General features: G+C 60.6%; 20 protein-coding genes. 7 read left to right on the top strand and 13 right to left on the bottom strand.

Annotation, left to right across the window (positions count from 1 at the left end; genetic code table 11):
* Positions 1–741 (top strand): amino acid ABC transporter permease, encoded by a 741-nt coding sequence (locus tag AAIE04_RS08050; RefSeq protein ID WP_019455484.1) that lies wholly within the window; start codon positions 1–3, stop codon positions 739–741.
* On the opposite strand, the gene yieH is transcribed toward AAIE04_RS08050, so the two are convergent.
* Positions 738–1,406 carry a 6-phosphogluconate phosphatase gene (gene yieH / locus AAIE04_RS08045; protein WP_019455485.1) on the bottom strand — a complete coding sequence of 223 codons (669 nt, stop codon included), beginning with the start codon at positions 1,404–1,406 and terminating at the stop codon, positions 738–740. The genes AAIE04_RS08050 and yieH overlap by 4 nt on opposite strands.
* Before the next feature lie 46 nt (positions 1,407–1,452).
* The gene (locus AAIE04_RS08040; protein ID WP_019455486.1) at positions 1,453–1,857 is read right to left on the bottom strand and encodes an NUDIX hydrolase; all 405 of its coding nucleotides are present in this window, start codon (positions 1,855–1,857) and stop codon (positions 1,453–1,455) included.
* Between the two features lie 232 nt (positions 1,858–2,089).
* Between AAIE04_RS08040 and AAIE04_RS08035 the strand changes: the two genes are divergently transcribed.
* On the top strand, positions 2,090–3,427 hold the full coding sequence (locus AAIE04_RS08035; protein WP_004933851.1) for an NCS2 family permease: 1,338 nt from the start codon (positions 2,090–2,092) through the stop codon (positions 3,425–3,427).
* A 35-nt stretch (positions 3,428–3,462) separates the two neighbouring features.
* On the opposite strand, the gene AAIE04_RS08030 is transcribed toward AAIE04_RS08035, so the two are convergent.
* The 9 genes from AAIE04_RS08030 to rpmH form a co-directional block, all read right to left on the bottom strand.
* Complete coding sequence (locus tag AAIE04_RS08030; RefSeq protein ID WP_063918281.1) at positions 3,463–4,515, bottom strand: alpha/beta hydrolase; 1,053 nt, start codon at positions 4,513–4,515, stop codon at positions 3,463–3,465.
* Positions 4,516–4,592: 77 nt separating this feature from the next.
* A complete protein-coding gene (locus AAIE04_RS08025) occupies positions 4,593–5,159 on the bottom strand; it encodes an NADPH-dependent FMN reductase (RefSeq protein WP_019455489.1) in 567 nt (188 codons plus the stop codon).
* A 162-nt stretch (positions 5,160–5,321) separates the two neighbouring features.
* The gene (locus AAIE04_RS08020; protein WP_019455490.1) at positions 5,322–6,047 is read right to left on the bottom strand and encodes a 4'-phosphopantetheinyl transferase family protein; all 726 of its coding nucleotides are present in this window, start codon (positions 6,045–6,047) and stop codon (positions 5,322–5,324) included.
* Between the two features lie 133 nt (positions 6,048–6,180).
* Positions 6,181–6,981, bottom strand: coding sequence for an MBL fold metallo-hydrolase (locus AAIE04_RS08015; protein WP_063918280.1), 801 nt, complete (start codon positions 6,979–6,981; stop codon positions 6,181–6,183).
* Between the two features lie 146 nt (positions 6,982–7,127).
* A complete protein-coding gene (gene mnmE / locus AAIE04_RS08010) occupies positions 7,128–8,492 on the bottom strand; it encodes a tRNA uridine-5-carboxymethylaminomethyl(34) synthesis GTPase MnmE (RefSeq protein WP_498057033.1) in 1,365 nt (454 codons plus the stop codon).
* A gap of 96 nt (positions 8,493–8,588) precedes the next feature.
* Entirely contained in the window at positions 8,589–10,226 is a 1,638-nt protein-coding gene (gene yidC, locus AAIE04_RS08005) for a membrane protein insertase YidC (RefSeq protein ID WP_019455493.1), read from the bottom strand.
* 2 nt (positions 10,227–10,228) lie between these two features.
* Positions 10,229–10,486 (bottom strand): membrane protein insertion efficiency factor YidD, encoded by a 258-nt coding sequence (yidD, locus tag AAIE04_RS08000; protein ID WP_004933881.1) that lies wholly within the window; start codon positions 10,484–10,486, stop codon positions 10,229–10,231.
* Positions 10,450–10,809, bottom strand: coding sequence for a ribonuclease P protein component (gene rnpA / locus AAIE04_RS07995; protein WP_004933883.1), 360 nt, complete (start codon positions 10,807–10,809; stop codon positions 10,450–10,452). Before rnpA ends, yidD begins: the two co-directional genes overlap by 37 nt.
* A gap of 17 nt (positions 10,810–10,826) precedes the next feature.
* Positions 10,827–10,967 (bottom strand): 50S ribosomal protein L34, encoded by a 141-nt coding sequence (gene rpmH / locus AAIE04_RS07990; protein WP_000831330.1) that lies wholly within the window; start codon positions 10,965–10,967, stop codon positions 10,827–10,829.
* 682 nt (positions 10,968–11,649) lie between these two features.
* Here rpmH and dnaA point away from each other — a divergent pair.
* The 5 genes from dnaA to yidA all read left to right on the top strand — a co-directional run bounded on the left by dnaA (position 11,650) and on the right by yidA (position 18,654).
* Complete coding sequence (gene dnaA / locus AAIE04_RS07985; protein ID WP_004933889.1) at positions 11,650–13,044, top strand: chromosomal replication initiator protein DnaA; 1,395 nt, start codon at positions 11,650–11,652, stop codon at positions 13,042–13,044.
* Positions 13,045–13,048: 4 nt separating this feature from the next.
* Positions 13,049–14,149, top strand: coding sequence for a DNA polymerase III subunit beta (dnaN, locus tag AAIE04_RS07980; protein WP_004933892.1), 1,101 nt, complete (start codon positions 13,049–13,051; stop codon positions 14,147–14,149).
* A gap of 45 nt (positions 14,150–14,194) precedes the next feature.
* Complete coding sequence (recF, locus tag AAIE04_RS07975) at positions 14,195–15,280, top strand: DNA replication/repair protein RecF (RefSeq protein ID WP_498576768.1); 1,086 nt, start codon at positions 14,195–14,197, stop codon at positions 15,278–15,280.
* An 18-nt stretch (positions 15,281–15,298) separates the two neighbouring features.
* Positions 15,299–17,713, top strand: a complete 2,415-nt coding sequence (gene gyrB, locus AAIE04_RS07970; RefSeq protein ID WP_498576767.1) for a DNA topoisomerase (ATP-hydrolyzing) subunit B — start codon at positions 15,299–15,301, stop codon at positions 17,711–17,713.
* 125 nt (positions 17,714–17,838) lie between these two features.
* Positions 17,839–18,654: a sugar-phosphatase gene (gene yidA / locus AAIE04_RS07965; protein WP_063918278.1), complete on the top strand. Its 816-nt coding sequence runs from the start codon at positions 17,839–17,841 to the stop codon at positions 18,652–18,654.
* A gap of 25 nt (positions 18,655–18,679) precedes the next feature.
* On the opposite strand, the gene AAIE04_RS07960 is transcribed toward yidA, so the two are convergent.
* Positions 18,680–19,621: an ornithine cyclodeaminase family protein gene (locus tag AAIE04_RS07960; protein WP_498576766.1), complete on the bottom strand. Its 942-nt coding sequence runs from the start codon at positions 19,619–19,621 to the stop codon at positions 18,680–18,682.
* Positions 19,608–20,576 (bottom strand): threonine/serine dehydratase, encoded by a 969-nt coding sequence (locus AAIE04_RS07955; protein ID WP_498057037.1) that lies wholly within the window; start codon positions 20,574–20,576, stop codon positions 19,608–19,610. The genes AAIE04_RS07960 and AAIE04_RS07955 overlap by 14 nt, the downstream gene beginning before the upstream one ends.
* Positions 20,577–20,678: the final 102 nt, after the last annotated feature.

The raw sequence follows: 20,678 nt of genomic DNA, 5'->3' as shown, positions 1-20,678 counted from the left end.
ATGGATTTCAGCGTGATTCACGATAACCTGGGCTATCTGCTGTGGGGCACCTGGCCGGACGGGCCGCTGGGTGGCGCGGCGCTGACGTTGGCGATCAGTCTGATGGCCGGCGTAGCCTCGGCGGTGCTCGGTACCTTACTCGGCGTGGCGCTGGCGATGTCGCGCGGCGTGGCCGCCGGGCTGCTGGCGGCGCTGCTGGGCTTTTTCCGCGCTATTCCGGTCATCATGCTGATCTTCTGGACCTATTTCCTGCTGCCGATGGTGTTTGGCGTCGAGATCCCGGAAATCACCACCGTGGTGTGCGCGCTGGCGCTGATCGCCTCAGCCTATTTGGCCCACGCGGTGAAAGCCGGCATCGCCGCCATCGGCCCCGGCCAGTGGCAGGCCGGGCTCTCTCTGGGGCTGACCCGCTGGCAGACGCTGCGCATGATCGTGCTGCCGCAGGCGCTGCGCATGATGGTGCCGTCGTTCATCAACCAGTGGATCTCCCTGATCAAAGACACCTCGCTGGCTTATATCGTCGGCGTTGGCGAACTGACCTTCCTGGCGACTCAGGTCAACAACCGCAGCATGGTCTACCCGATGGAAGTGTTCCTGTTCGTGGCGCTGGTCTATTTTGTGTTCTGCCTGGCGCTCGACCTGCTGGCCAACGCGGTCAACCGCCGCTTCGGCGCACAAACCCGCGCGCTGAAGCGGTCCTGGCGCTGGTGGCGCAACAAACCGCCGTTGCCGGCCAGTTAATCGGCCGTCAGCCGCCAGCCGCGTTCACGCCACAGCGCGGGCAGCTGAGCCAAATCGTCGAACGTCGTCACCAGCGGGTGGTCGATCGGCGGGTTATGCGGATCGGCGCAGAAGTAAAATACCGGAATGCCGGCGGCGATCCCGGCCTGCGCGCCGGCGGGCGAGTCGTCTACCAGGAGACAGCGCGTCACCGGCACCTGCATCTGTTCGGCGGCGTGAAACACGATCGCCGGATCCGGCTTCCAGCGCTGAATGTCATAGCCGCTGAACAACCGGTCATCAAAATAGGGCAGCATGCCGGTCAGGCCGAGCGAGTGCTGCATCTTGCTGACCGGCCCATTGGAGACGGTGCAGATTGGCACCGTCACCTGCGCCAGCAACTCGCGGGCGCCGGCGATCTGCTGCAGCTCGCTGTCGAACAGCCGCGCCACTTCCTGCCGATACAGCGGTTCCAGCGTCTCTTTTGCCAGATCGGTGCCCTGCTCGGCGTTGACCCGATCGATGATCTCGTACAGTTTCACCCCTTTGTATTTCTTGAACACCTCTTCCAGCGACAGATGAATGCCGTAGTGGGCGAACATGTGCACATAGGCTTTGCTGCACAGCACTTCGCTGTCCACCAGCGTGCCGTCGCAGTCGAACAAAATGCAGTCAATCTGATTCATGCGGGACAGGTTCCTTCGGGTTAGCGCCGCTGGCGGTGCTCAGCGATCACTTGATCAGGTTACGCGCCTTGAGATCGTGCAAAATCAGCGCGGCGACATGTGAGCAATGCGGCAGATCGCGGCTGTCGCACCATCTCAGTTCGGCGATTTCGGCGGCCGGCTGCAGCTGCCCGGTAAAGCCGGCCTGGTAGCAGCGAATGCGCACCTGGGTGCCGTCCTGCTTGCCGTCTGCCGGGCCGGAGAACTCGCCGTAAAACGCGATGGAGTTCGGCTGCAGCGCGACGGTCAGCTCTTCGTCGATTTCGCGGCACAGCGCCTGTTCGTCGGTTTCACCCGCTTCGCGCTTTCCACCAGGCATATAAAACAGCGTCTTATTGTGTGAGCGCACCAGCGCCACTTTGTCATCTTTCAGCGCGATCAACGCGAGCTTATCGATAAAGGTCGAAGACATGCGGGTTCCTGTTTCTTAACGGATGAGGAAAGAGGGGCGATAGGCCATTTTATCGGCCGTGCCGACAAACGGCAACGCAATGGGCGGTCAGGGGATGAATGTCTGTAAATACAAGCCGTTGACACGTTTAGCCGTAAAGACGGCGAAAAAAACCGGTGTTCGGCGTCAAAAGCCCCACTTTTTGTTATAGGATAGCCGGCGACTGTCCATTCCCATTTTCGGAATTCTGATAATGACCAAACCAGTATCTGGCCTTGACGCTGAGCAAGGCTTGCTTGGGCGCGTGTTTAAACTCAAGCAACATGGCACGACGGCGCGTACGGAAACGATTGCCGGTATCACCACCTTCCTCACCATGGTGTATATCGTGTTCGTTAACCCGCAAATTTTGGGCGCGGCGGGCATGGATACCCAGGCGGTATTTGTCACCACCTGTTTGATCGCCGCCTTCGGCAGCATCTTCATGGGGCTGCTGGCGAACCTGCCGGTGGCGCTGGCGCCGGCGATGGGCTTGAACGCCTTCTTCGCCTTCGTGGTGGTCGGGGCGATGGGCATCTCCTGGCAGGTGGGCATGGGCGCCATCTTCTGGGGAGCTGTCGGCCTGCTGCTGCTGACCATTTTCCGCATTCGCTATTGGATGATCGCCAATATTCCGGTCAGCCTGCGGGTCGGCATCACCAGCGGCATCGGCCTGTTCATCGGCATGATGGGGCTGAAAAACGCCGGCATCGTAGTGGCCAACCCGGACACCCTGGTGACCATCGGTAGCCTGACCTCGCACAACGTGCTGCTGGGGGCGCTCGGCTTCTTCATCATCGCAGTGCTTTCTTCGCGTAACTTCCACGCGGCAGTGCTGGTGTCGATCGTGGTCACTACCCTGATCGGTTGGATGCTGGGCGACGTGAAATACGGCGGCCTGTTCTCGCTGCCGCCGAGCATTACCTCGGTGGTGGGCCAGGTCGACGTGGCCGGCGCGCTGAACATCGGGCTGGCCGGGGTCATCTTCTCGTTTATGCTGGTGAACCTGTTCGACTCCTCCGGTACGCTGATCGGCGTCACCGATAAAGCCGGCCTGACCGATAACCAGGGCAAGTTCCCGCGCATGAAGCAGGCCCTGTACGTAGACAGCATCAGCTCAGTGGCTGGTTCGCTGGCGGGCACTTCTTCCGTGACCGCTTACATCGAAAGCTCGTCCGGCGTCGCCGTCGGCGGCCGCACCGGTTTGACGGCGGTGGTCACCGGCCTGCTGTTCCTGCTGGTGATCTTCCTGTCGCCGCTGGCGGGCATGGTGCCGGCTTACGCCGCCGCCGGCGCGCTGATCTACGTCGGCGTGCTGATGACCTCCAGCCTGGCGCGGGTGAAGTGGGACGATCTGACCGAAGCGGTTCCGGCGTTTGTTACTGCGGTGATGATGCCGTTCAGCTTCTCGATCACCGAGGGCATCGCGCTCGGCTTTATTTCCTATTGCGTGATGAAGCTGGGTACCGGCCGCTGGCGTGAAATCAGTCCGTGCGTGGTGGTCGTGGCGCTGCTGTTCGTGCTGAAGATCGTCTTCGTCGACGGCCATTGATCGCTAAAGGGCCGACGGCGGTCGGCCCTGAATCCCTAGACGCCCGGCGTCGCATCCGGCGCCTGATCCAACACCCACTGCAATGGCCGCCTGAAGCGCGCCTGCCAGCTGCCGGCGGCATCCTCTCCCTGGGCGAAGTGCAGCGTCTGCACCTGATTCTCCTCCCCGAACAGATTGGCGAAATGTAGCGCCAGCGCCTGTTCGCTGAAGTTTTGCCGATCGTAATACGCCATCACGATTTTCTTTTGCGCCGCCAGCGACTGCTGGGCGGGTTTGATTTCGCCGTGGGGGGCGATCAGCAGCGCACCGGCGTAAAACTGCGGGTATTTCGCGAGCAGGTTAGCGGCGTGCAGCGCGCCCTGGCCGCGGGCGCTGAGGTAAATCCGTTGGGGATTCAGCTTTAGCTGCGGGGCCAGCTGTTGCACCGTGCGCTGCAGGGCGGTTTGGGTGCTCTCGTCGCTGTAATTTGACCAGCGGAAGCTGTTTTCCGACAGCATCTGCGTGCCGTTGATCTCGATGTAGGCCACGCCCATTTCGCCGAACAGCAGCCGCTCCTCGGGGCTGATGGCGGCGGCTTTGCCGTAGGTATGCAGGAAGATCACCGTTGGCCAACCTGCGGGCGGCGCTTCGCCGTCCGGCACCGCGTAGCTGGCTTTGCCTTCATACTGGCGTGCGTGCTGCAGATAGCGCGCTTTGGTGGCGGCCAAAATGGATTGGTAAGTGGCGGAGTGTTGGATGCTGTTGAAGGCGTCGTCCTCCAGCAGGTTGTAGTAGTACCACAGGCCGCGGTCGGCGCTCAGCTGCAGGTAACGCTCCGCCAGCTCGGTTTGCCCTTTCTCCGCCGACGACACCGCCAGTTGGTAGGGGGCCCAGACGTTGCGGCCGTCTTCGCGCATCAGCGTCAGGTACAGCGACATGGCGCCGAGCTTTTTATCTTCCTGGTTTTGCGCGGATCGCGACAGTTGGGCGTTGAGCGCGCTGTGCGCAGGCAGCTCCAGCGGCTCTTCACCGGCGGGATAACGCATGTCTGCGGCGAAAGCGGGACTGGTGATGGCAACAAAAAATAACGCTAAAATGAAAAAATACATGATGCTATGGCTTTAATTTCTAATGAATTGACGGACTTCATGTCCTGTTGCGGCGCCCGGCAGGCGCCGCGAGACCTTCACTCCACGCGGCGAATAAAATCGCTGAATGCGGACAGCTGGCCAGTCAGGAAATCCAGCGTTCCCTGATCGCTCAGTTCACCAGCCTGTTCATCCACCTTGCTCTGGATCACACCGCCCATAAACTCAGGCTTGTTCATTACCATCGCATCGAGGAACACCAGGATCTGGCGCAGGTGATATTGGCAGCGCGCGCCGCCGATCGGCCCCATCGAACTGGTTTGAATGGCGACCGGCTTACCGGCCAGCGGCTGATTCGGCAAGCGCGACAGCCAGTCGATGGCGTTTTTCAACCCGCCGGGCACGGAATAGTTGTATTCGGGGGTAACGATGATCACGCCGTCGGCCTGGCGGATCTGCTCGGCGATCGCCTCGACCGCGGCAGGGAAACCTTCACCCTGCTGCAGGTCGGCATCGTACAGAGGGATATCGCGGATGGAAGGCAGCGCTTCAATGGTGACGCCCTGCGGAGCCAGGCCTGGCAAGGCGCGGGCCACCATGGCGTTGTAGGAGCCTTTGCGCAGGCTGCCGAGCAGAGTGACGATTTTTAAGGCTTGGTCTGACATGGTGATTCTCCCTTTCGAATGAGCAGATTCAGCGAACAACATGGGCGAATAGTAGGCTAAAGCTCGGGTCGAGAATAGGCGATTGCTCAACATTTAGCTGTTTTTACAATTTAATGCAGAAACTCGTGCGGCAAAGACAAGTGCTGTCCGCTTTGCACCGCCTTAACCGGGCGTCGTCAGGCCCGTCAATTTGACGAAACGCGAGGACGCCGCCGGACTGCGCGGCGAGATCTCCCCGTCTTTGCGCAAACCGTGGCGCTCTTCGTAGCGCCAGCACAGCAGGCGATCCAGGCTGGGGCTGCCGGCGCACGCCCAGCTCAGGTATTCGTCGGCGTCGCTCATCACCTGAACGTCCGGCGTGGCGCTGGAGCGCAGGTGACCGGAGAAGGGATGCAGACGCAGCGTCGATTGGCCGCTGTTGCCGAGGCCGGAAATTTTCAGCACGCTTTGCCGGATGCTCCACAGCTGAGTCTCCGCTTCCAGCCGATCGTCCTGTGCGCCGATCCAGGCGTTTTCCGCCGGCGTCTGGTGCGCGTGTTGCAACGCGCTTTGCCGGGTGCCGCGCGCGCGCATCACTTCGATATCCAGGCCAACTTTGCCTTCGTCGCTCAGCAGCACGCCCACGGTGTTGCTGGCGTAAGCGAGGCTGAAATCGGGCAGTTGATGATCGGCGAAGCAGGGGCGCCCGGTCGGGGTGGTGGCGATGGGGGGCAGCGTCGGCAGGCCGTACAGATAGAACATCATTTCGGCGAGCAGAATGCGCCCTTGCAGGTAGCGCGTGCGGCGTTTAACGGAAAAGGTGCGGGTGGCGGCAATCACTTCGTCGGAGAGTCTCTGGGTATCCAGGACGGCGGAGGCCGGGGTCCATCGGGCAAAATGACACGCCATTGTTCACTCCATTACAGAGGGTCGCTAAGAACGCAGGGGTGTTAGATTAAGACTAAGTTGAGGATTTATCATCAAAAAACACTATGCGTTTTATCCGATTTGTTGCCAATTTCAGTGATGAGCGGCGCAGGCGTTATTCCAGGATCCAGCTATCGCCGGTGGCCGGCGCGATCCCTTCCGGCAGCCATAGCCGACCCCACGCGCCGGTACAGTGGCAGCCCATGATCTTTTCCGGCTGATGCTGCTTTAAAAAACGGCGGACGCGCCAGAGGGTACGCGGAGAAGCGCAACGCAGATGAAAACCGCCAATCAAGGCGTGGATCCGATCGATCCCGGTGATTTTCTGGCAGTGGCGCACAATATTCACGATCCCGCGATGCCCGCAGCCGGTCACGATCACCAGACCGCGATCCGATTTGTAAATCAGCACTCCTTCGTCGATAACGTAATCCACCGCCGCGTTTTCCCCGGTAATCACCCCGTAGGCGCGCGGTGCGGGCACGGCGATTTCACCTGACCACATAAAGCGATCGCCGATCGCCAGCGGCGTGCGGCTGTAGTGCATGTTATGGCGCGAGTAGTCGATATCCAAAGAGAGCTTTTTGATTTTGTGGGTGTGGCCCAGCACCTTCAGCGCCGCATAGCGCTCATCGCCGACCTGCGGGTGGCAGATGATGCGGCTGTTGTCCGGCAGCCAGGCGACGCCGCCGCAGTGGTCATAGTGGCCGTGGGAGAGCACCGTCGCGGTGATGCGGGAGAGATCGACGCCCATCAGCGCCGCATTGCGCAGGAAGCTGTCGTCGGGGCCGGTGTCGAACAGTATGGAGGTCGTCTCGTCCTCAATCAGCAGGCTTAACCCGGCCTTGGCCTGCAATAGCGGGTTGGCGCCGGCGGCGCGGCGGTTTTCCAGCAATACCTTGAGGGTTAACGCCATGTTGACTCGTTCCTGAGGAAGACACCTGACCGTCCAGTATATCGCGGGCCGTTGCGGCGGCGCTGTGAGCCAGCGCGCAGAGCGAGAGCGGGAAAGAAAAACGGCCGGAACAGGGTGCCCCGGCCGTGAAGGCGTCTGGCAGCGCGTTATTTGCCGATACAGAAGCTGGAGAAGATACGGCCCAGCAGATCGTCGGAGGTGAATTCGCCGGTGATTTCGCTCAAGGCCAGCTGCGCCTGGCGCAGTTCCTCGGCCAGCAGCTCGCCCGCGTAAGCGCTCACTAACTGTTCTTTGCCTTGCACCAGATGCTGCGCCGCCAGTTCCAGCGCCTGCAGGTGGCGACGGCGCGCCAGGAAGCCGCCTTCCATGTTGCTGGTGAAGCCCATGCTCTGTTTAAGATGATCGCGCAGCACATCGACGCCTTCGCCGGTGCGGGCCGACAGGCGAATAAGCGAGTGGTTGTTCACTTCCGTCATACCCAGCGTTTCGCCGGTGATGTCGGCCTTGTTACGCACCACGGTGATCGGCAGCGTGTCCGGCAGGCGCGCCATAAACTCCGGCCAGATCTCGGCCGGCTCGGTGGCGGCGGTGGTGGTGCCGTCAACCATAAACAGCACTCTGTCGGCCTGTTCGATCTCGTTCCATGCACGTTCGATGCCGATGCGCTCCACTTCGTCGCTGGCGTCGCGCAGGCCGGCGGTGTCGATGATGTGCAGCGGCATGCCGTCGATATGGATGTGTTCGCGCAGAACGTCGCGGGTGGTGCCGGCGATATCGGTGACGATCGCCGCTTCGCGCCCGGCCAACGCATTGAGCAGGCTGGATTTGCCGGCGTTAGGACGCCCGGCGATCACCACCTTCATCCCTTCGCGCAGCAGGCTGCCCTGGCGCGCTTCACCGCGCACGTTGTCCAGATCCGCCATCACGTCATTGAGCTGCGCCTCGATTTTACCGTCGGACAGGAAGTCGATTTCCTCGTCCGGGAAGTCGATCGCCGCCTCCACGTAGATTCGCAGGTGAGTGAGCGCTTCCACGAGCTGGTGGATGCGGGTGGAGAACGCGCCCTGCAGCGAGTTCATCGCCGAACGCGCCGCCTGTTCGGAGCTGGCGTCGATCAGATCGGCGATCGCTTCGGCCTGCGCCAAATCGAGTTTGTCGTTGAGAAACGCGCGTTCGGAGAACTCGCCGGGCCGTGCGATGCGTACGTCGGGCAGCGCCAGCACGCGCTTGAGCAGCAGATCGAGGATCACCGGCCCACCGTGGCCCTGCAGCTCCAGCACGTCTTCGCCGGTAAAGGAGTTCGGCCCGGGGAACCACAGCGCGATGCCCTGATCGAGAGTGTCACCAGTGGCGTCGCGGAACGGCAGATAGTCAGCGTAGCGCGGCTTCGGCAGCTTGCCGAGCAACGCCTGGGCGACGTCTTTGGCCTTGCTTCCGGAAATGCGCAGAATGCCGACGCCGCCGCGTCCCGGCGGGGTGGCTTGGGCTACGATGGTATCGGTGGTGCTCATAACGGTTCTCTCTGACGATTAAGATGCAAAAAGGCGGTCTAATGACCGCCTTTGGTGTGACTGCAAGGGTCGGCGCGCCGAACCCCTACAATACGCTTAGCTTTTTTTCTTGTCGCGGCTGTGCAGACCGCGTTTTTCCAGACCACGGTAAATCAGCTGCTGTTGCAGGATGGTCACCAGGTTGCTGACGATGTAGTACAGCACCAGACCGGACGGGAACCACAGGAAGAACACTGTGAAGATCACCGGCATGAAGGTCATGATTTTCTGCTGCATCGGGTCAGTCACGGTGGTCGGCGACATCTTCTGAATGAAGAACATCGTCACGCCCATCAGGATTGGCAGGATGTAGTACGGGTCTTGCGCCGACAGGTCATGGATCCACAGGGCGAACGGCGCGTGGCGCAGCTCGACCGAACCCATCAGCATGTAGTACAGCGCCAGGAAGATCGGCATCTGAATGATCAGCGGCAGACAGCCGCCGAGCGGGTTCACTTTCTCCGCCTTGTACAGCGCCATCATCTCTTGGCTCATGCGCTGTTTGTCATCGCCGATACGCTCGCGCATCGCCTGCAGTTTCGGCTGCAGCATGCGCATTTTCGCCATCGAGGTGTACTGCGCCTTGGTCAGCGGGTACATGATGCCGCGCACGATGAAGGTGATGATGATGATGGAGAAGCCCCAGTTGCCGATAAAGCCGTGGATGAACTTCAGCAGTTTGAACAGCGGCTGGGAGATGAACCACAGCCAACCGTAATCCACGGTCAGGTCCAGGTGCGGCGCCAGCTGGGCCATCTGGTCCTGCAGCTCCGGACCGACCCACAGGGTGGCGTTCAGCTGTTGCTGAGCGCCCGGCTGCACCACGACCGGCGTAGACTTGAAGCCGATGGTGGACAGGTTGTCACCCGGTTTGGCGGTGTAGAAGGTGTTGTCACCCTTGGTCGCCGGCACCCACGCGGTGGCAAAGTACTGTTGCAGCATCGCGACCCAACCGTCTTTGGTGGTGACGCTCAGGTTTTCGTCTTTGTCGAACGCGTATTTCTGGTACTTGTCTTCGCTGGACGAGTACGCCGCGCCGCGGAAGGTGTGCAGCGCGAAGTTGCTGCTGCCGGTGTCGCGGTGCTTAGGCAATTCGGTGGTCTGCTTCAGCTGGCCGAACAGGGTCAGCTCCAGCGGCGTCGCGCCTTTGTTGTCGATGCTGTAATCCACGCCGACCGCATAGTGATCGCGTTTGAGCACGAAGGTCTTGGTGTAGACCGCGCCGTCTTTATCGGTGTAGGTCAGCGGAATGCGCAGCTCGTCCTGGCCTTCCGGCAGGGTGTAGCTGTCTTGTGCCGCCTGATACAGCGGGCGTTCGCCGTTGGCCGGGTTGTCCGGGCCGTTTTTACCGGTCAGGCCGCTTTGCGCCTGATAGACGAACGACGGGGTGGTTTCCAGCAGTTGGAACGGAGTCGATGAACCCAGAGTATCCGGGTAGGCCAACAGTTTAGCCTGCTCGATATCGCCACCACGGGTGTTGATGGTCAGCGACAGCACGTCGGTGTTCACGGTAATCAGCTTACCCTGACCACTGGCTGGCACGGCCTGGCTGGCGGCATCACCGGCTACTGCGTTCGAAGTCTGTTGCGTGGTCTGTGCGGCCGGCTGCGGAGCGTTGTCCGTTTGCCATGCCTGCCAGATCATGAAAGACACGAACAGCAGAGCGATGAGGAGAAGATTGCGTTGCGAATCCATCGTTAGTGTTCTCTGTTATCGTCGGTTTTTGGCGGCACCGGATCATCGCCACCTGGGTTCAAAGGGTGGCATTTTAATACGCGTTTCAATGCTAACCAACTGCCTTTTATCATGCCAAACCTGCTTAATGCCTCAATTGCGTAATGAGAGCATGTCGGCTGGAAGCGACAACGAGGCCCTAGCAGCGGACTGATGACGAGCTGATAGGCTCGCACCAGCCCGATCAGGATGCGGGAGCCTGGCGACAGTGGCGACGCCATAATTTATCCAAAGCTTCCGTCAGCGCGCGGTTATCCAAATCCGCTATCCCCTTTTTGGCCACCACGACAAAATCCATCGCCGGTAATTCGTGCTGGCGCAGGCGGAAGCTTTCGCGGGTTAGGCGTTTGATCCGATTACGCTCGTGCGCGCGTTTGACGTGTTTTTTGGCGACGGTAAGACCGATGCGGGGATGCCCCAGCTGGTTCAGGCGGCCGAGGATGGTGATTTGCGGCGTGCCAGCCCGTTGTGGTTGCTGGAAGACGAAAGTGAAATGAGTGGGAGTTAACAAACGTAACTCCCTGGGAAAAGCGAGCTTAACCACTCAGCGGGTTAGCTTTATTACTTAGAAACAGTCAGACGAGCACGGCCTTTCGCACGACGGCGGGCCAGAACTTGACGACCATTTTTGGTGGCCATACGAGCACGGAAACCGTGGCTACGGTTGCGCTTCAATACGGACGGTTGGAAAGTGCGTTTCATAGCGATTTCTACCTAAACTTAAAATAATTACTGATCAGTAAACGCGTTTGGCTACTCGGCGTGAAGATGACCGACGCCTCAATCGCAATACATAAAGAAGCGGGATTGTAATAATTGTACAGTCCTGAGTCAATTCGCATCGCGCCAGCCTACCTGGTTGTCTGCCAATAACGGAACAAAATCCGGTCTTGGCCCGTGGTCACCGCAGAATCCTGTCTGGCTAATGACGCACCATAAGGAACCAGGTATCACACGTAGGGCGAAGATTATACGGACTCGGGGTGAAATCGCAAGGATCCCCGTGAGATCCTTTGCGCGCGATCCCAGGATCCGGCGTGGATAACAGGGTATAACCGGTTGACAATGTAAAAAACGCGGTGCAGCGGCCGGGATCTGCACGGTCGTGCGGCCGCAGCGGTGAAAAGATCGCCGCCGGCCGCGGCCTGTGGATAAAATGGATCTAATCTGTGAGGAAGGGGAGGATCTCTTGCGCGGATTGCGCTATGATCCGTCATTCCGATCGCGATCCCTCATGCCGGGATCGTGAGGGACACAAACCGTGAAAGGCGGTTCGCATCCCCCACAGGCAAACAGCCGATGCCGGGTATGTGTCAAAAATCATGAGTTATAAAAAAGTTGCCCGTTTCTTTTCTTTATTGATCTTGTTCGAGTGGAGTCCGCCGTGTCACTTTCGCTTTGGCAGCAGTGTCTTGCCCGATTGCAGGATGAGTTACCTGCCACAGAATTTAGTATGTGGATTCGCCCATTGCAGGCGGAACTGAGTGACAACACCCTGGCGCTGTACGCGCCTAACCGTTTTGTGCTGGATTGGGTTCGCGATAAGTACTTAAACAACATCAATGGTCTGCTGAATGATTTCTGCGGCACGGACGCGCCTTTGCTGCGTTTTGAAGTCGGCAGCAAGCCGATCACGCAGGTGATCAGCCAGACCGTGACCGCCAGCGTCAGCAGCGCCCCTGCGGCTCCGGCGGCGCGCACGGCCGCGCCTTCGCGCCCGAGCTGGGACAACGCGGCGGCGCAGCCCGAGCTCTCTTACCGCTCCAACGTCAACCCTAAACACACCTTCGACAACTTCGTCGAGGGTAAGTCCAACCAGCTGGCGCGCGCGGCGGCTCGCCAGGTGGCGGACAATCCGGGCGGCGCCTACAACCCTTTGTTCCTGTATGGCGGCACCGGCCTGGGTAAAACTCACCTGCTGCACGCGGTGGGCAACGGCATCATGGCGCGCAAGGCCAACGCCAAAGTGGTCTACATGCACTCGGAACGCTTTGTGCAGGACATGGTCAAAGCGTTGCAGAACAATGCCATCGAAGAGTTTAAGCGCTACTACCGTTCGGTCGACGCGTTGCTGATCGATGACATCCAATTCTTTGCCAACAAGGAGCGTTCGCAGGAAGAGTTCTTCCATACCTTTAACGCCCTGTTGGAAGGCAATCAGCAGATTATCCTGACCTCGGATCGCTACCCTAAAGAGATCAACGGGGTGGAAGATCGTCTGAAGTCCCGCTTCGGCTGGGGGCTGACGGTGGCGATCGAGCCGCCGGAACTGGAAACCCGCGTGGCGATCCTGATGAAAAAGGCCGACGAAAACGACATTCGCCTGCCGGGCGAAGTGGCGTTCTTCATCGCCAAGCGCCTGCGTTCCAACGTGCGTGAGCTCGAAGGGGCGCTGAACCGCGTGATCGCCAATGCCAACTTTACCGGCCGGGCCATCACCATCGATTTCGTGCGCGAAGCGCTGCGCGATCTGCTGGCGCTGCAGGAAAAGCTGGTCACCATCGACAATATCCAAAAGACGGTGGCGGAGTATTACAAGATTAAAGTCGCGGATTTGCTGTCCAAGCGGCGTTCGCGATCCGTTGCCCGCCCGCGCCAGATGGCGATGGCGCTGGCGAAGGAACTCACCAACCACAGCCTGCCGGAAATCGGCGATGCGTTTGGTGGCCGCGACCATACCACGGTGTTGCACGCCTGCCGGAAGATCGAGCAGCTGCGTGAGGAAAGTCACGACATCAAAGAAGATTTCTCCAATTTAATCAGAACATTATCTTCATAGCGCTATGAAATTTATCGTTGAACGTGAGCATCTGCTAAAACCGCTGCAACAGGTGAGCAGCCCGCTGGGCGGCCGCCCGACCTTGCCGATCCTGGGCAACCTGCTGCTGCAGGTGACGGAAGGCTCCCTGCTGCTGACCGGCACCGATCTGGAGATGGAGATGGTGGCGCGCGTCGCCCTGTCCCAGCCGCATGAGCCGGGCGCGACCACCGTGCCCGCGCGCAAATTCTTTGATATCTGCCGTGGCCTGCCGGAAGGGGCGGAGATCGCCGTCACGCTGGAAAGCGAGCGCATGCTGGTGCGATCCGGCCGCAGCCGTTTCTCGCTCTCCACGCTGCCGGCGGCGGACTTCCCGAACCTGGACGACTGGCAGAGCGAGGTGGAATTCACCTTGCCGCAGGCGACGCTGAAGCGCCTGATCGAAGCCACCCAGTTCTCGATGGCCCATCAGGACGTGCGTTACTACCTGAACGGTATGCTGTTTGAAACCGAAGGCGAAGAGCTGCGCACCGTCGCGACCGACGGCCACCGCCTGGCGGTGTGCTCGATGCCGATCGGCCAACAGCTGCCGTCGCATTCGGTGATCGTGCCGCGTAAAGGGGTGATGGAGCTGGTGCGTCTGCTGGACGGCGGCGATTCGCTGCTGCAGCTGCAGATCGGCAGCAACAACATCCGCGCTCACGTCGGCGATTTCATCTTCACCTCCAAGCTGGTTGACGGCCGTTTCCCGGACTATCGCCGCGTCTTGCCGAAGAACCCGGACAAAACGCTGGAAGCCGGCTGCGATCTGCTCAAGCAGGCGTTCGCCCGCGCGGCCATTCTCTCGAACGAGAAATTCCGCGGCGTGCGGCTGTACGTCAGCCAGAACCAGCTGAAGATCACCGCCAACAACCCGGAGCAGGAAGAGGCGGAAGAGATCCTCGACGTCAGCTACGACGGCGCGGAGATGGAGATCGGTTTCAACGTCAGCTACGTGCTGGACGTGTTGAACGCGCTCAAGTGTGAAGACGTGCGCCTGCTGTTGACCGACTCGGTCTCCAGCGTGCAGATCGAAGACGGCGCCAGCCAGGCGGCGGCCTACGTTGTCATGCCAATGCGGTTGTAGTCTCGTTACCTTGAATTACAGCACCGTCATCGGTAAAGAGATTGCATGGCTCTGACGCGTTTATTGATTAAAGACTTCCGCAATATCGAGGCGGCGGATTTGGCGCTGGCGCCGGGATTCAACTTCCTGGTCGGTGCCAACGGCAGCGGCAAGACCAGCGTGCTGGAAGCAGTGTATACGCTCGGCCATGGCCGCGCCTTTCGCAGCCTGCAGGCCGGGCGGGTAATCCGCCACGACCAACCGGAGTTCGTGCTGCACGGCCGCATCGAAGGCGCGGAGCGCGAGCTGTCGGTAGGATTGAGCAAGAGCCGTCAGGGTGACAGCAAAGTACGCATCGATGGCAGCGACGGCCACAAGGTGGCCGAGCTGGCGCAGCTGCTGCCCATGCAGCTGATCACCCCCGAAGGTTTTACCCTGCTGAACGGCGGGCCGAAATTCCGGCGCGCCTTCCTGGACTGGGGCTGTTTTCATAACGAACCCGGTTTTTTCACCGCCTGGAGCAACCTGAAACGGTTACTGAAGCAGCGCAATGCCGCGCTGCGCCAGGTGAGTCGCTATGCGCAGATCCGCGCCTGGGATCAGGAACTGATCCCGCTCGCGGAGCGCATCAGCGAATGGCGGGCGGAATACAGCGACGCGATCGCCGCGGATATCACCGCGACCTGCGCGCAGTTTCTGCCTGAATTTGCCCTGAGCTTCTCCTTCCAGCGCGGCTGGGACAAAGAGAGCGACTATGGCGAGCTGCTGGAGCGCCAGTTCGAGCGCGACAGGGCGTTGACCTATACCGCGGTGGGGCCGCATAAAGCGGACTTTCGCATTCGTGCCGACGGCACGCCGGTAGAGGATTTGTTATCGCGCGGTCAGCTTAAGCTGCTGATGTGCGCGTTGCGCTTGGCGCAGGGTGAGTTTCTCACCCGGCAGAGCGGGCGGCGTTGCCTGTATCTGATTGATGATTTTGCCTCCGAGCTGGACACCGGCCGTCGCCGGTTGCTGGCCGAACGCCTGAAAGCCACCCAGGCCCAGGTTTTTGTCAGCGCGGTCAGCGCTGAACAAGTGACCGACATGGCCGGTGAAAAGGGCAAGATGTTCCGCGTGGAACAGGGTAAAATAGAGGTTCAACCACAGGACTAAAATGAGCGAGAAACGTTGATGTCGAATTCTTATGACTCCTCAAGTATCAAGGTATTAAAAGGGCTGGATGCGGTGCGCAAGCGCCCGGGCATGTATATCGGCGACACCGATGACGGCACCGGTCTGCACCACATGGTATTCGAGGTTGTGGACAACGCTATCGACGAAGCGCTCGCGGGCCACTGTAGTGACATTCAGGTCACCATCCATGCCGACAACTCGGTATCGGTGCAGGATGACGGCCGCGGCATTCCGACCGGCATTCACCCGGAAGAAGGGGTTTCAGCCGCAGAGGTCATCATGACCGTGCTGCACGCCGGCGGTAAATTCGACGACAACTCCTATAAAGTTTCCGGCGGCCTGCACGGCGTGGGCGTCTCGGTGGTTAACGCCCTGTCGGAGAAACTGGAGCTGGTGATCCGCCGCGAAGGCAAGGTGCACGAACAAACCTACAGTCACGGTGAGCCGCAGGCGCCGCTGAACGTGGTGGGCGAAACCGAACAGACCGGCACCATGGTGCGTTTCTGGCCGAGCCACCAGACTTTCACCAACGTGACCGAATTCGAGTACGACATTCTGGCCAAGCGTCTGCGCGAGCTGTCCTTCCTCAACTCCGGCGTGTCCATCCGCCTGAAGGACAAGCGCACCGACCGTGAAGACCACTTCCATTACGAAGGCGGCATCAAGGCGTTTGTCGAGTACCTGAACAAGAACAAAACCCCGATCCACCCGAACGTGTTCTACTTCTCCACCGTGAAAGACGACATCGGCGTGGAAGTGGCGCTGCAGTGGAACGACGGTTTCCAGGAAAACATCTACTGCTTCACCAACAACATTCCGCAGCGCGACGGCGGCACGCACCTGGTCGGTTTCCGTACCGCGATGACCCGCACGCTGAACAGCTACATGGAGAAGGAAGGCTACAGCAAGAAGGCCAAGGTCAGCGCCACCGGCGATGACGCGCGTGAAGGCCTGATCGCCGTAGTGTCGGTGAAGGTGCCGGATCCTAAGTTCTCCTCTCAGACCAAGGACAAGCTGGTCTCTTCCGAGGTGAAAACCGCGGTTGAAACGCTGATGAACGAGAAGCTGGTGGATTACCTGATGGAGAATCCAGGCGACGCGAAAATCGTGGTCGGCAAAATCATCGACGCGGCGCGCGCGCGCGAAGCGGCGCGTAAGGCGCGTGAGATGACCCGCCGCAAAGGCGCGCTGGATCTGGCCGGCCTGCCGGGCAAGCTGGCGGACTGCCAGGAACGCGATCCGGCGCTGTCCGAACTGTACCTGGTGGAAGGGGACTCCGCGGGCGGCTCTGCCAAGCAGGGGCGTAACCGCAAGAACCAGGCTATCTTGCCGCTGAAGGGGAAAATCCTCAACGTCGAGAAAGCGCGTTTCGACAAAATGCTTTCTTCGCAGGAAGTGGCGACGCTGATCACCGCGCTGGGTTGCGGCATCGGCCGCGACGAGTACAGCCCGGACAAGCTGCGTTACCACAGCATCATCATCATGACCGATGCCGACGTCGACGGTTCGCACATCCGTACGCTGCTGTTGACCTTCTTCTACCGCCAGATGCCGGAAATCATCGAGCGCGGCCACGTGTTCATCGCGCAGCCGCCGCTGTACAAGGTGAAGAAAGGCAAGCAAGAGCAGTACATCAAAGATGACGAGGCGATGGATCAGTACCAGATCGCCATCGCGATGGACGGCGCTACGCTGCACACCAACGCCAACGCGCCGGCGCTCGGCGGCGAGCAGCTGGAGAAACTGGTGGCTGAGCACTATAGCGTGCAGAAGCTGATCGGCCGCATGGAGCGCCGCTACCCGCGCGCGCTGCTGAACAGCCTGATCTACCAGCCGACGCTGAACGAAGGCGATCTCAGCGATGAAGCCAAGGTGAAAGCCTGGATCGCTTCGCTGGTGCAGGCGCTGAACGACAAAGAACAGCATGGCAGCAGCTATGACTTCGTGATCTTCGAGAACCGTGAACGCCAGATGTTCGAACCGGCGCTGCGCATCCGCACCCACGGCGTGGATACCGATTATAAGCTGGACTTCGACTTCATCCACGGCGGCGAATACCGCAAGATCTGCCAGCTGGGCGAGAAGCTGCGCGGGCTGATCGAAGAGGGTGCGTTCATCGAGCGTGGCGAACGCCGTCAGCCGGTAGACAGCTTCGAGCAGGCGCTGGAGTGGCTGGTGAAAGAGTCGCGCCGCGGTCTGTCGGTGCAACGTTATAAAGGTCTGGGCGAGATGAACCCGGAACAGCTGTGGGAAACCACCATGGATCCGGAAAGCCGCCGCATGCTGCGCGTGACCGTCAAGGACGCCATCGCCGCCGATCAGCTGTTCACCACGCTGATGGGCGATGCGGTTGAACCGCGTCGCGCCTTTATCGAAGAAAACGCCCTGAAAGCGGCGAACATCGATATTTGATGCGTTAATGGCTGTGAAAATCCGCGCCGGGCGACCCGCGCGGATTTTTTTACGCCTTTTTTGGCGCTGACAGCCGAGGCTGAAACGCGTTAGCATGGAAAAAAAACCACTGGGAGAAGCGTTGAATGGCTATTGAACTGATTGCGATCGACATGGATGGCACGTTGCTGGATCCGCAGCACCAAATCACGCCGGCGGTAAAGCAGGCTATCGCGGCGGCGCGGCGCAAAGGGGTGCATGTGGTGCTGGCCACCGGGCGGCCTTATGTCGGGGTGCAGGACTATCTGCGTCAGTTGGACATTCAGGGCCCCGGCGATTTTTGCATCACCTACAACGGCGCGCTGGTGCTGCGTGCGGCCGACGGCGCCTGCATCCTGCAGGAAACCCTGGGCTTCGAGGATTATCTGCACTTCGAGCAGATGGCGCGCGAGTTCGGCGTTCACTACCAGGCGTTTGATTTCGATACCCTCTATACCCCGAACAAGGACATCGGCAAGTACACCATCCACGAGGCGGCAATGACCGGCATCCCGCTGAAATACCGCAGCGTGGAAGAGATGGATCGCCAGATGCGTTTCCCGAAAGTGATGATGATCGACGAGCCGGAGCTGCTGGACAGCGCCATTGCGCGCATCCCGGCGGAAACGCGCGAGCGCTACACTATCCTCAAAAGCGCGCCTTACTTCCTCGAAATCCTGCATAAGAACGTCGATAAGGGCGCCGGGGTGAGAATGCTGGCCGAGCACCTCGGCGTGGCGCGGGAAAATATCATGACGCTGGGAGATCAGGCCAACGATACGGCGATGATCGAATATGCCGGCGTCGGCGTGGCGATGGGCAACGCCATTCCCGAGCTGAAAGCAGTGGCGCAGTTTGTCACCAGCGCCAATACCGAAGACGGCGTGGCGCGCGCCATCGAGAAATTTGTGCTCAACGCCTGAGAAAACGGGGCGCTGCGGCGCCCCTTTATATTGTCGCCAGCACCCCTTTGGCGATCTGCAGATCCTGAATCGCCAGCCCGGTAAGATCGGCGATGGTGATGTGCTGCGGCTCGCTTCGCACCCGCTCCCCCTGCGCCAATGCGGTGCCAATTTCGACGATCGGCGTTGAAGTCAGCTTGTTCTGCCGATAAGCCGTCGCGATCTCGCCATATTCCGCACACTGCGTCAGCGCATCGACCAGCAGCGTGTCCGCCTTGGCCACCAGATCGGTCGCCAGCTCCTGCTTGCCGGGCGCGTCGGCGCCCACGGCGGTAATGTGCGTGCCGGGCCGGATATCCGCCGCCTGCAAGATCGGTTCGCGGCTGGGCGTGGTGGTCACGATCAGCTGGCAGTGCGCCGCCAGCTCCGCCGCATCCTGCGTGACCCATACCCGAAATCCCTCGGCTTCGGCATCGCGCCGATACGCCGCCAGCGCCTGTTCGTTGCGGCCCCATACCCATACCTCGCGGCAATCGGTCACCGGTTTCAGACACTGCAGCTGCAGCCGTGCCTGCAGCCCGGTACCGACCATGCCTATCGCCTGAATATGCGGCGGCGCGCATAGCTCGGCGGCGATGCGGCCGGCCAGAGCGGTGCGCAGCGCGGTCAACCACCCCTCATCCTGCAGCAGCGCGCGGGGCTCGCCGGTCTGGGCGGAGAACGCCATCATCAACCCCTGATTGCTGGCCAGACCGTGCTCGGCGTTGCGATAGAAACCGGCGGACACTTTGGCCACGAACAGCTCGTCGCCTTCCAGCCAGGCGGATTTGATGCAGCAGTCGCCGGCGGCCCGATCGAACTTGAAATGCTGCACTGGCGGCTGTTGCACCCGTTGCTGCGAGTAGGCGATAAACCCCTGCTTCAGCAGCGGCGTAATGGCCTCGGCGTCGAATGCGGCGAGGATTTGCTGCCGGTTAAGGATGCGCATCGGCGATGGCCTTGAGGTATTTCTCCAGCACGATGTTTTTACCGCACAGCACCACCGCCACCTTTTTCCCCTGGTATTCCGGCGCCAGTTTGATCGCCGCCGCCAGTGCCACGCCGGCCGCACCTTCGATAATCCACCGATCGCTGGCGGCGATCAGACGCATCGCATGCTTGATCTCCGCCTCGCTGACCAGCACTTTGCGGTCGATCAGCTGCTGGCACAGTGGAAAGGTCACGGCGCCCGGCTCGACGCCGCCGGCGGTGCCGTCAGACAGGGTTTCTTGCTCTGCCACCGGAAAGATATGGCCCGCTTCCAGCGCGCTGTACATGCTGGTGGCGTTTTCCGGCCAGCAGGCGATAAGCTGCGTGTTCGGCGACAATTGCCGCAAAACGGTGCCGATGCCGGCGATATAGCCACCGCCGCCCACCGCCACGAATACCGCGTCCAGTTCGGCGAGTTGTTCAACCAGCTCCATGCCGCAGGTGCCCTGGCCGGCAATGACCTGCTCGTCGTTATACGGCGAGATATAGGTTTTCCCCTGCTGGCGTGCGGCTTGTTCCCCCGCCAGTTCGGCGTTCAGCGCGTCGCCCGGCACCAGTTCCACGGCGCCGCCCAGCGCGCGGATGGTGTCGAGCTTGATGCTCGCCGCCGTCTCCGGCGCATAAACCGTGACGCCAACGCCCATCAGCTGCCCCGCTAGGGCGACCGCCTGGCCGTGGTTGCCGGTTGAGGCGGCGATCACGCCGCGCCGGCGTTGTTCGCTATCCAGTAGCCGCAGCTTGTTGCTGGCGCCGCGAAATTTAAAGGAACCGGTGTGCTGCAGATGATCGCACTTCAGATACAGCTCGCAGCCCAACTGCTGTGAAAGCAGCACGCTGCGCTCCAACGGCGTGACCCGCACCTGAGGGCGCAGTTGCTGATGGGCAGAAACAATGGCATCGAAGAGGGGGTTCATACCGGCTCCAGAATTTTATTGTACTTAAAAATCCAGTTTGTACTTTTTTGTATTGGTTGTAAACCCCGTCGCCCGGGCGTCTGGCTAACCGGCCAGGCAGGG

The sequence above is a fragment of the Serratia sp. Ae19-1 genome (genome assembly GCF_059801225.1).
Note: the sequence above shows the minus strand (reverse complement) of the source record. Positions and strands in the feature narration are given on the sequence as shown.

Bases quoted from the DNA above. Each gene is read 5' to 3' on its own strand.
- AAIE04_RS08050 (WP_019455484.1), top strand. From the start codon at position 1: ATGGATTTCAGCGTGATTCACGATAACCTGGGCTATCTGCTGTGGGGC.
- yieH (WP_019455485.1), bottom strand. From the start codon at position 1,406: ATGAATCAGATTGACTGCATTTTGTTCGACTGCGACGGCACGCTGGTG.
- AAIE04_RS08040 (WP_019455486.1), bottom strand. From the start codon at position 1,857: ATGTCTTCGACCTTTATCGATAAGCTCGCGTTGATCGCGCTGAAAGAT.
- AAIE04_RS08035 (WP_004933851.1), top strand. From the start codon at position 2,090: ATGACCAAACCAGTATCTGGCCTTGACGCTGAGCAAGGCTTGCTTGGG.
- AAIE04_RS08030 (WP_063918281.1), bottom strand. From the start codon at position 4,515: ATGTATTTTTTCATTTTAGCGTTATTTTTTGTTGCCATCACCAGTCCC.
- AAIE04_RS08025 (WP_019455489.1), bottom strand. From the start codon at position 5,159: ATGTCAGACCAAGCCTTAAAAATCGTCACTCTGCTCGGCAGCCTGCGC.
- AAIE04_RS08020 (WP_019455490.1), bottom strand. From the start codon at position 6,047: ATGGCGTGTCATTTTGCCCGATGGACCCCGGCCTCCGCCGTCCTGGAT.
- AAIE04_RS08015 (WP_063918280.1), bottom strand. From the start codon at position 6,981: ATGGCGTTAACCCTCAAGGTATTGCTGGAAAACCGCCGCGCCGCCGGC.
- mnmE (WP_498057033.1), bottom strand. From the start codon at position 8,492: ATGAGCACCACCGATACCATCGTAGCCCAAGCCACCCCGCCGGGACGC.
- yidC (WP_019455493.1), bottom strand. From the start codon at position 10,226: ATGGATTCGCAACGCAATCTTCTCCTCATCGCTCTGCTGTTCGTGTCT.
- yidD (WP_004933881.1), bottom strand. From the start codon at position 10,486: ATGGCGTCGCCACTGTCGCCAGGCTCCCGCATCCTGATCGGGCTGGTG.
- rpmH (WP_000831330.1), bottom strand. From the start codon at position 10,967: ATGAAACGCACTTTCCAACCGTCCGTATTGAAGCGCAACCGTAGCCAC.
- dnaN (WP_004933892.1), top strand. From the start codon at position 13,049: ATGAAATTTATCGTTGAACGTGAGCATCTGCTAAAACCGCTGCAACAG.
- recF (WP_498576768.1), top strand. From the start codon at position 14,195: ATGGCTCTGACGCGTTTATTGATTAAAGACTTCCGCAATATCGAGGCG.
- gyrB (WP_498576767.1), top strand. From the start codon at position 15,299: ATGTCGAATTCTTATGACTCCTCAAGTATCAAGGTATTAAAAGGGCTG.
- yidA (WP_063918278.1), top strand. From the start codon at position 17,839: ATGGCTATTGAACTGATTGCGATCGACATGGATGGCACGTTGCTGGAT.
- AAIE04_RS07960 (WP_498576766.1), bottom strand. From the start codon at position 19,621: ATGCGCATCCTTAACCGGCAGCAAATCCTCGCCGCATTCGACGCCGAG.
- AAIE04_RS07955 (WP_498057037.1), bottom strand. From the start codon at position 20,576: ATGAACCCCCTCTTCGATGCCATTGTTTCTGCCCATCAGCAACTGCGC.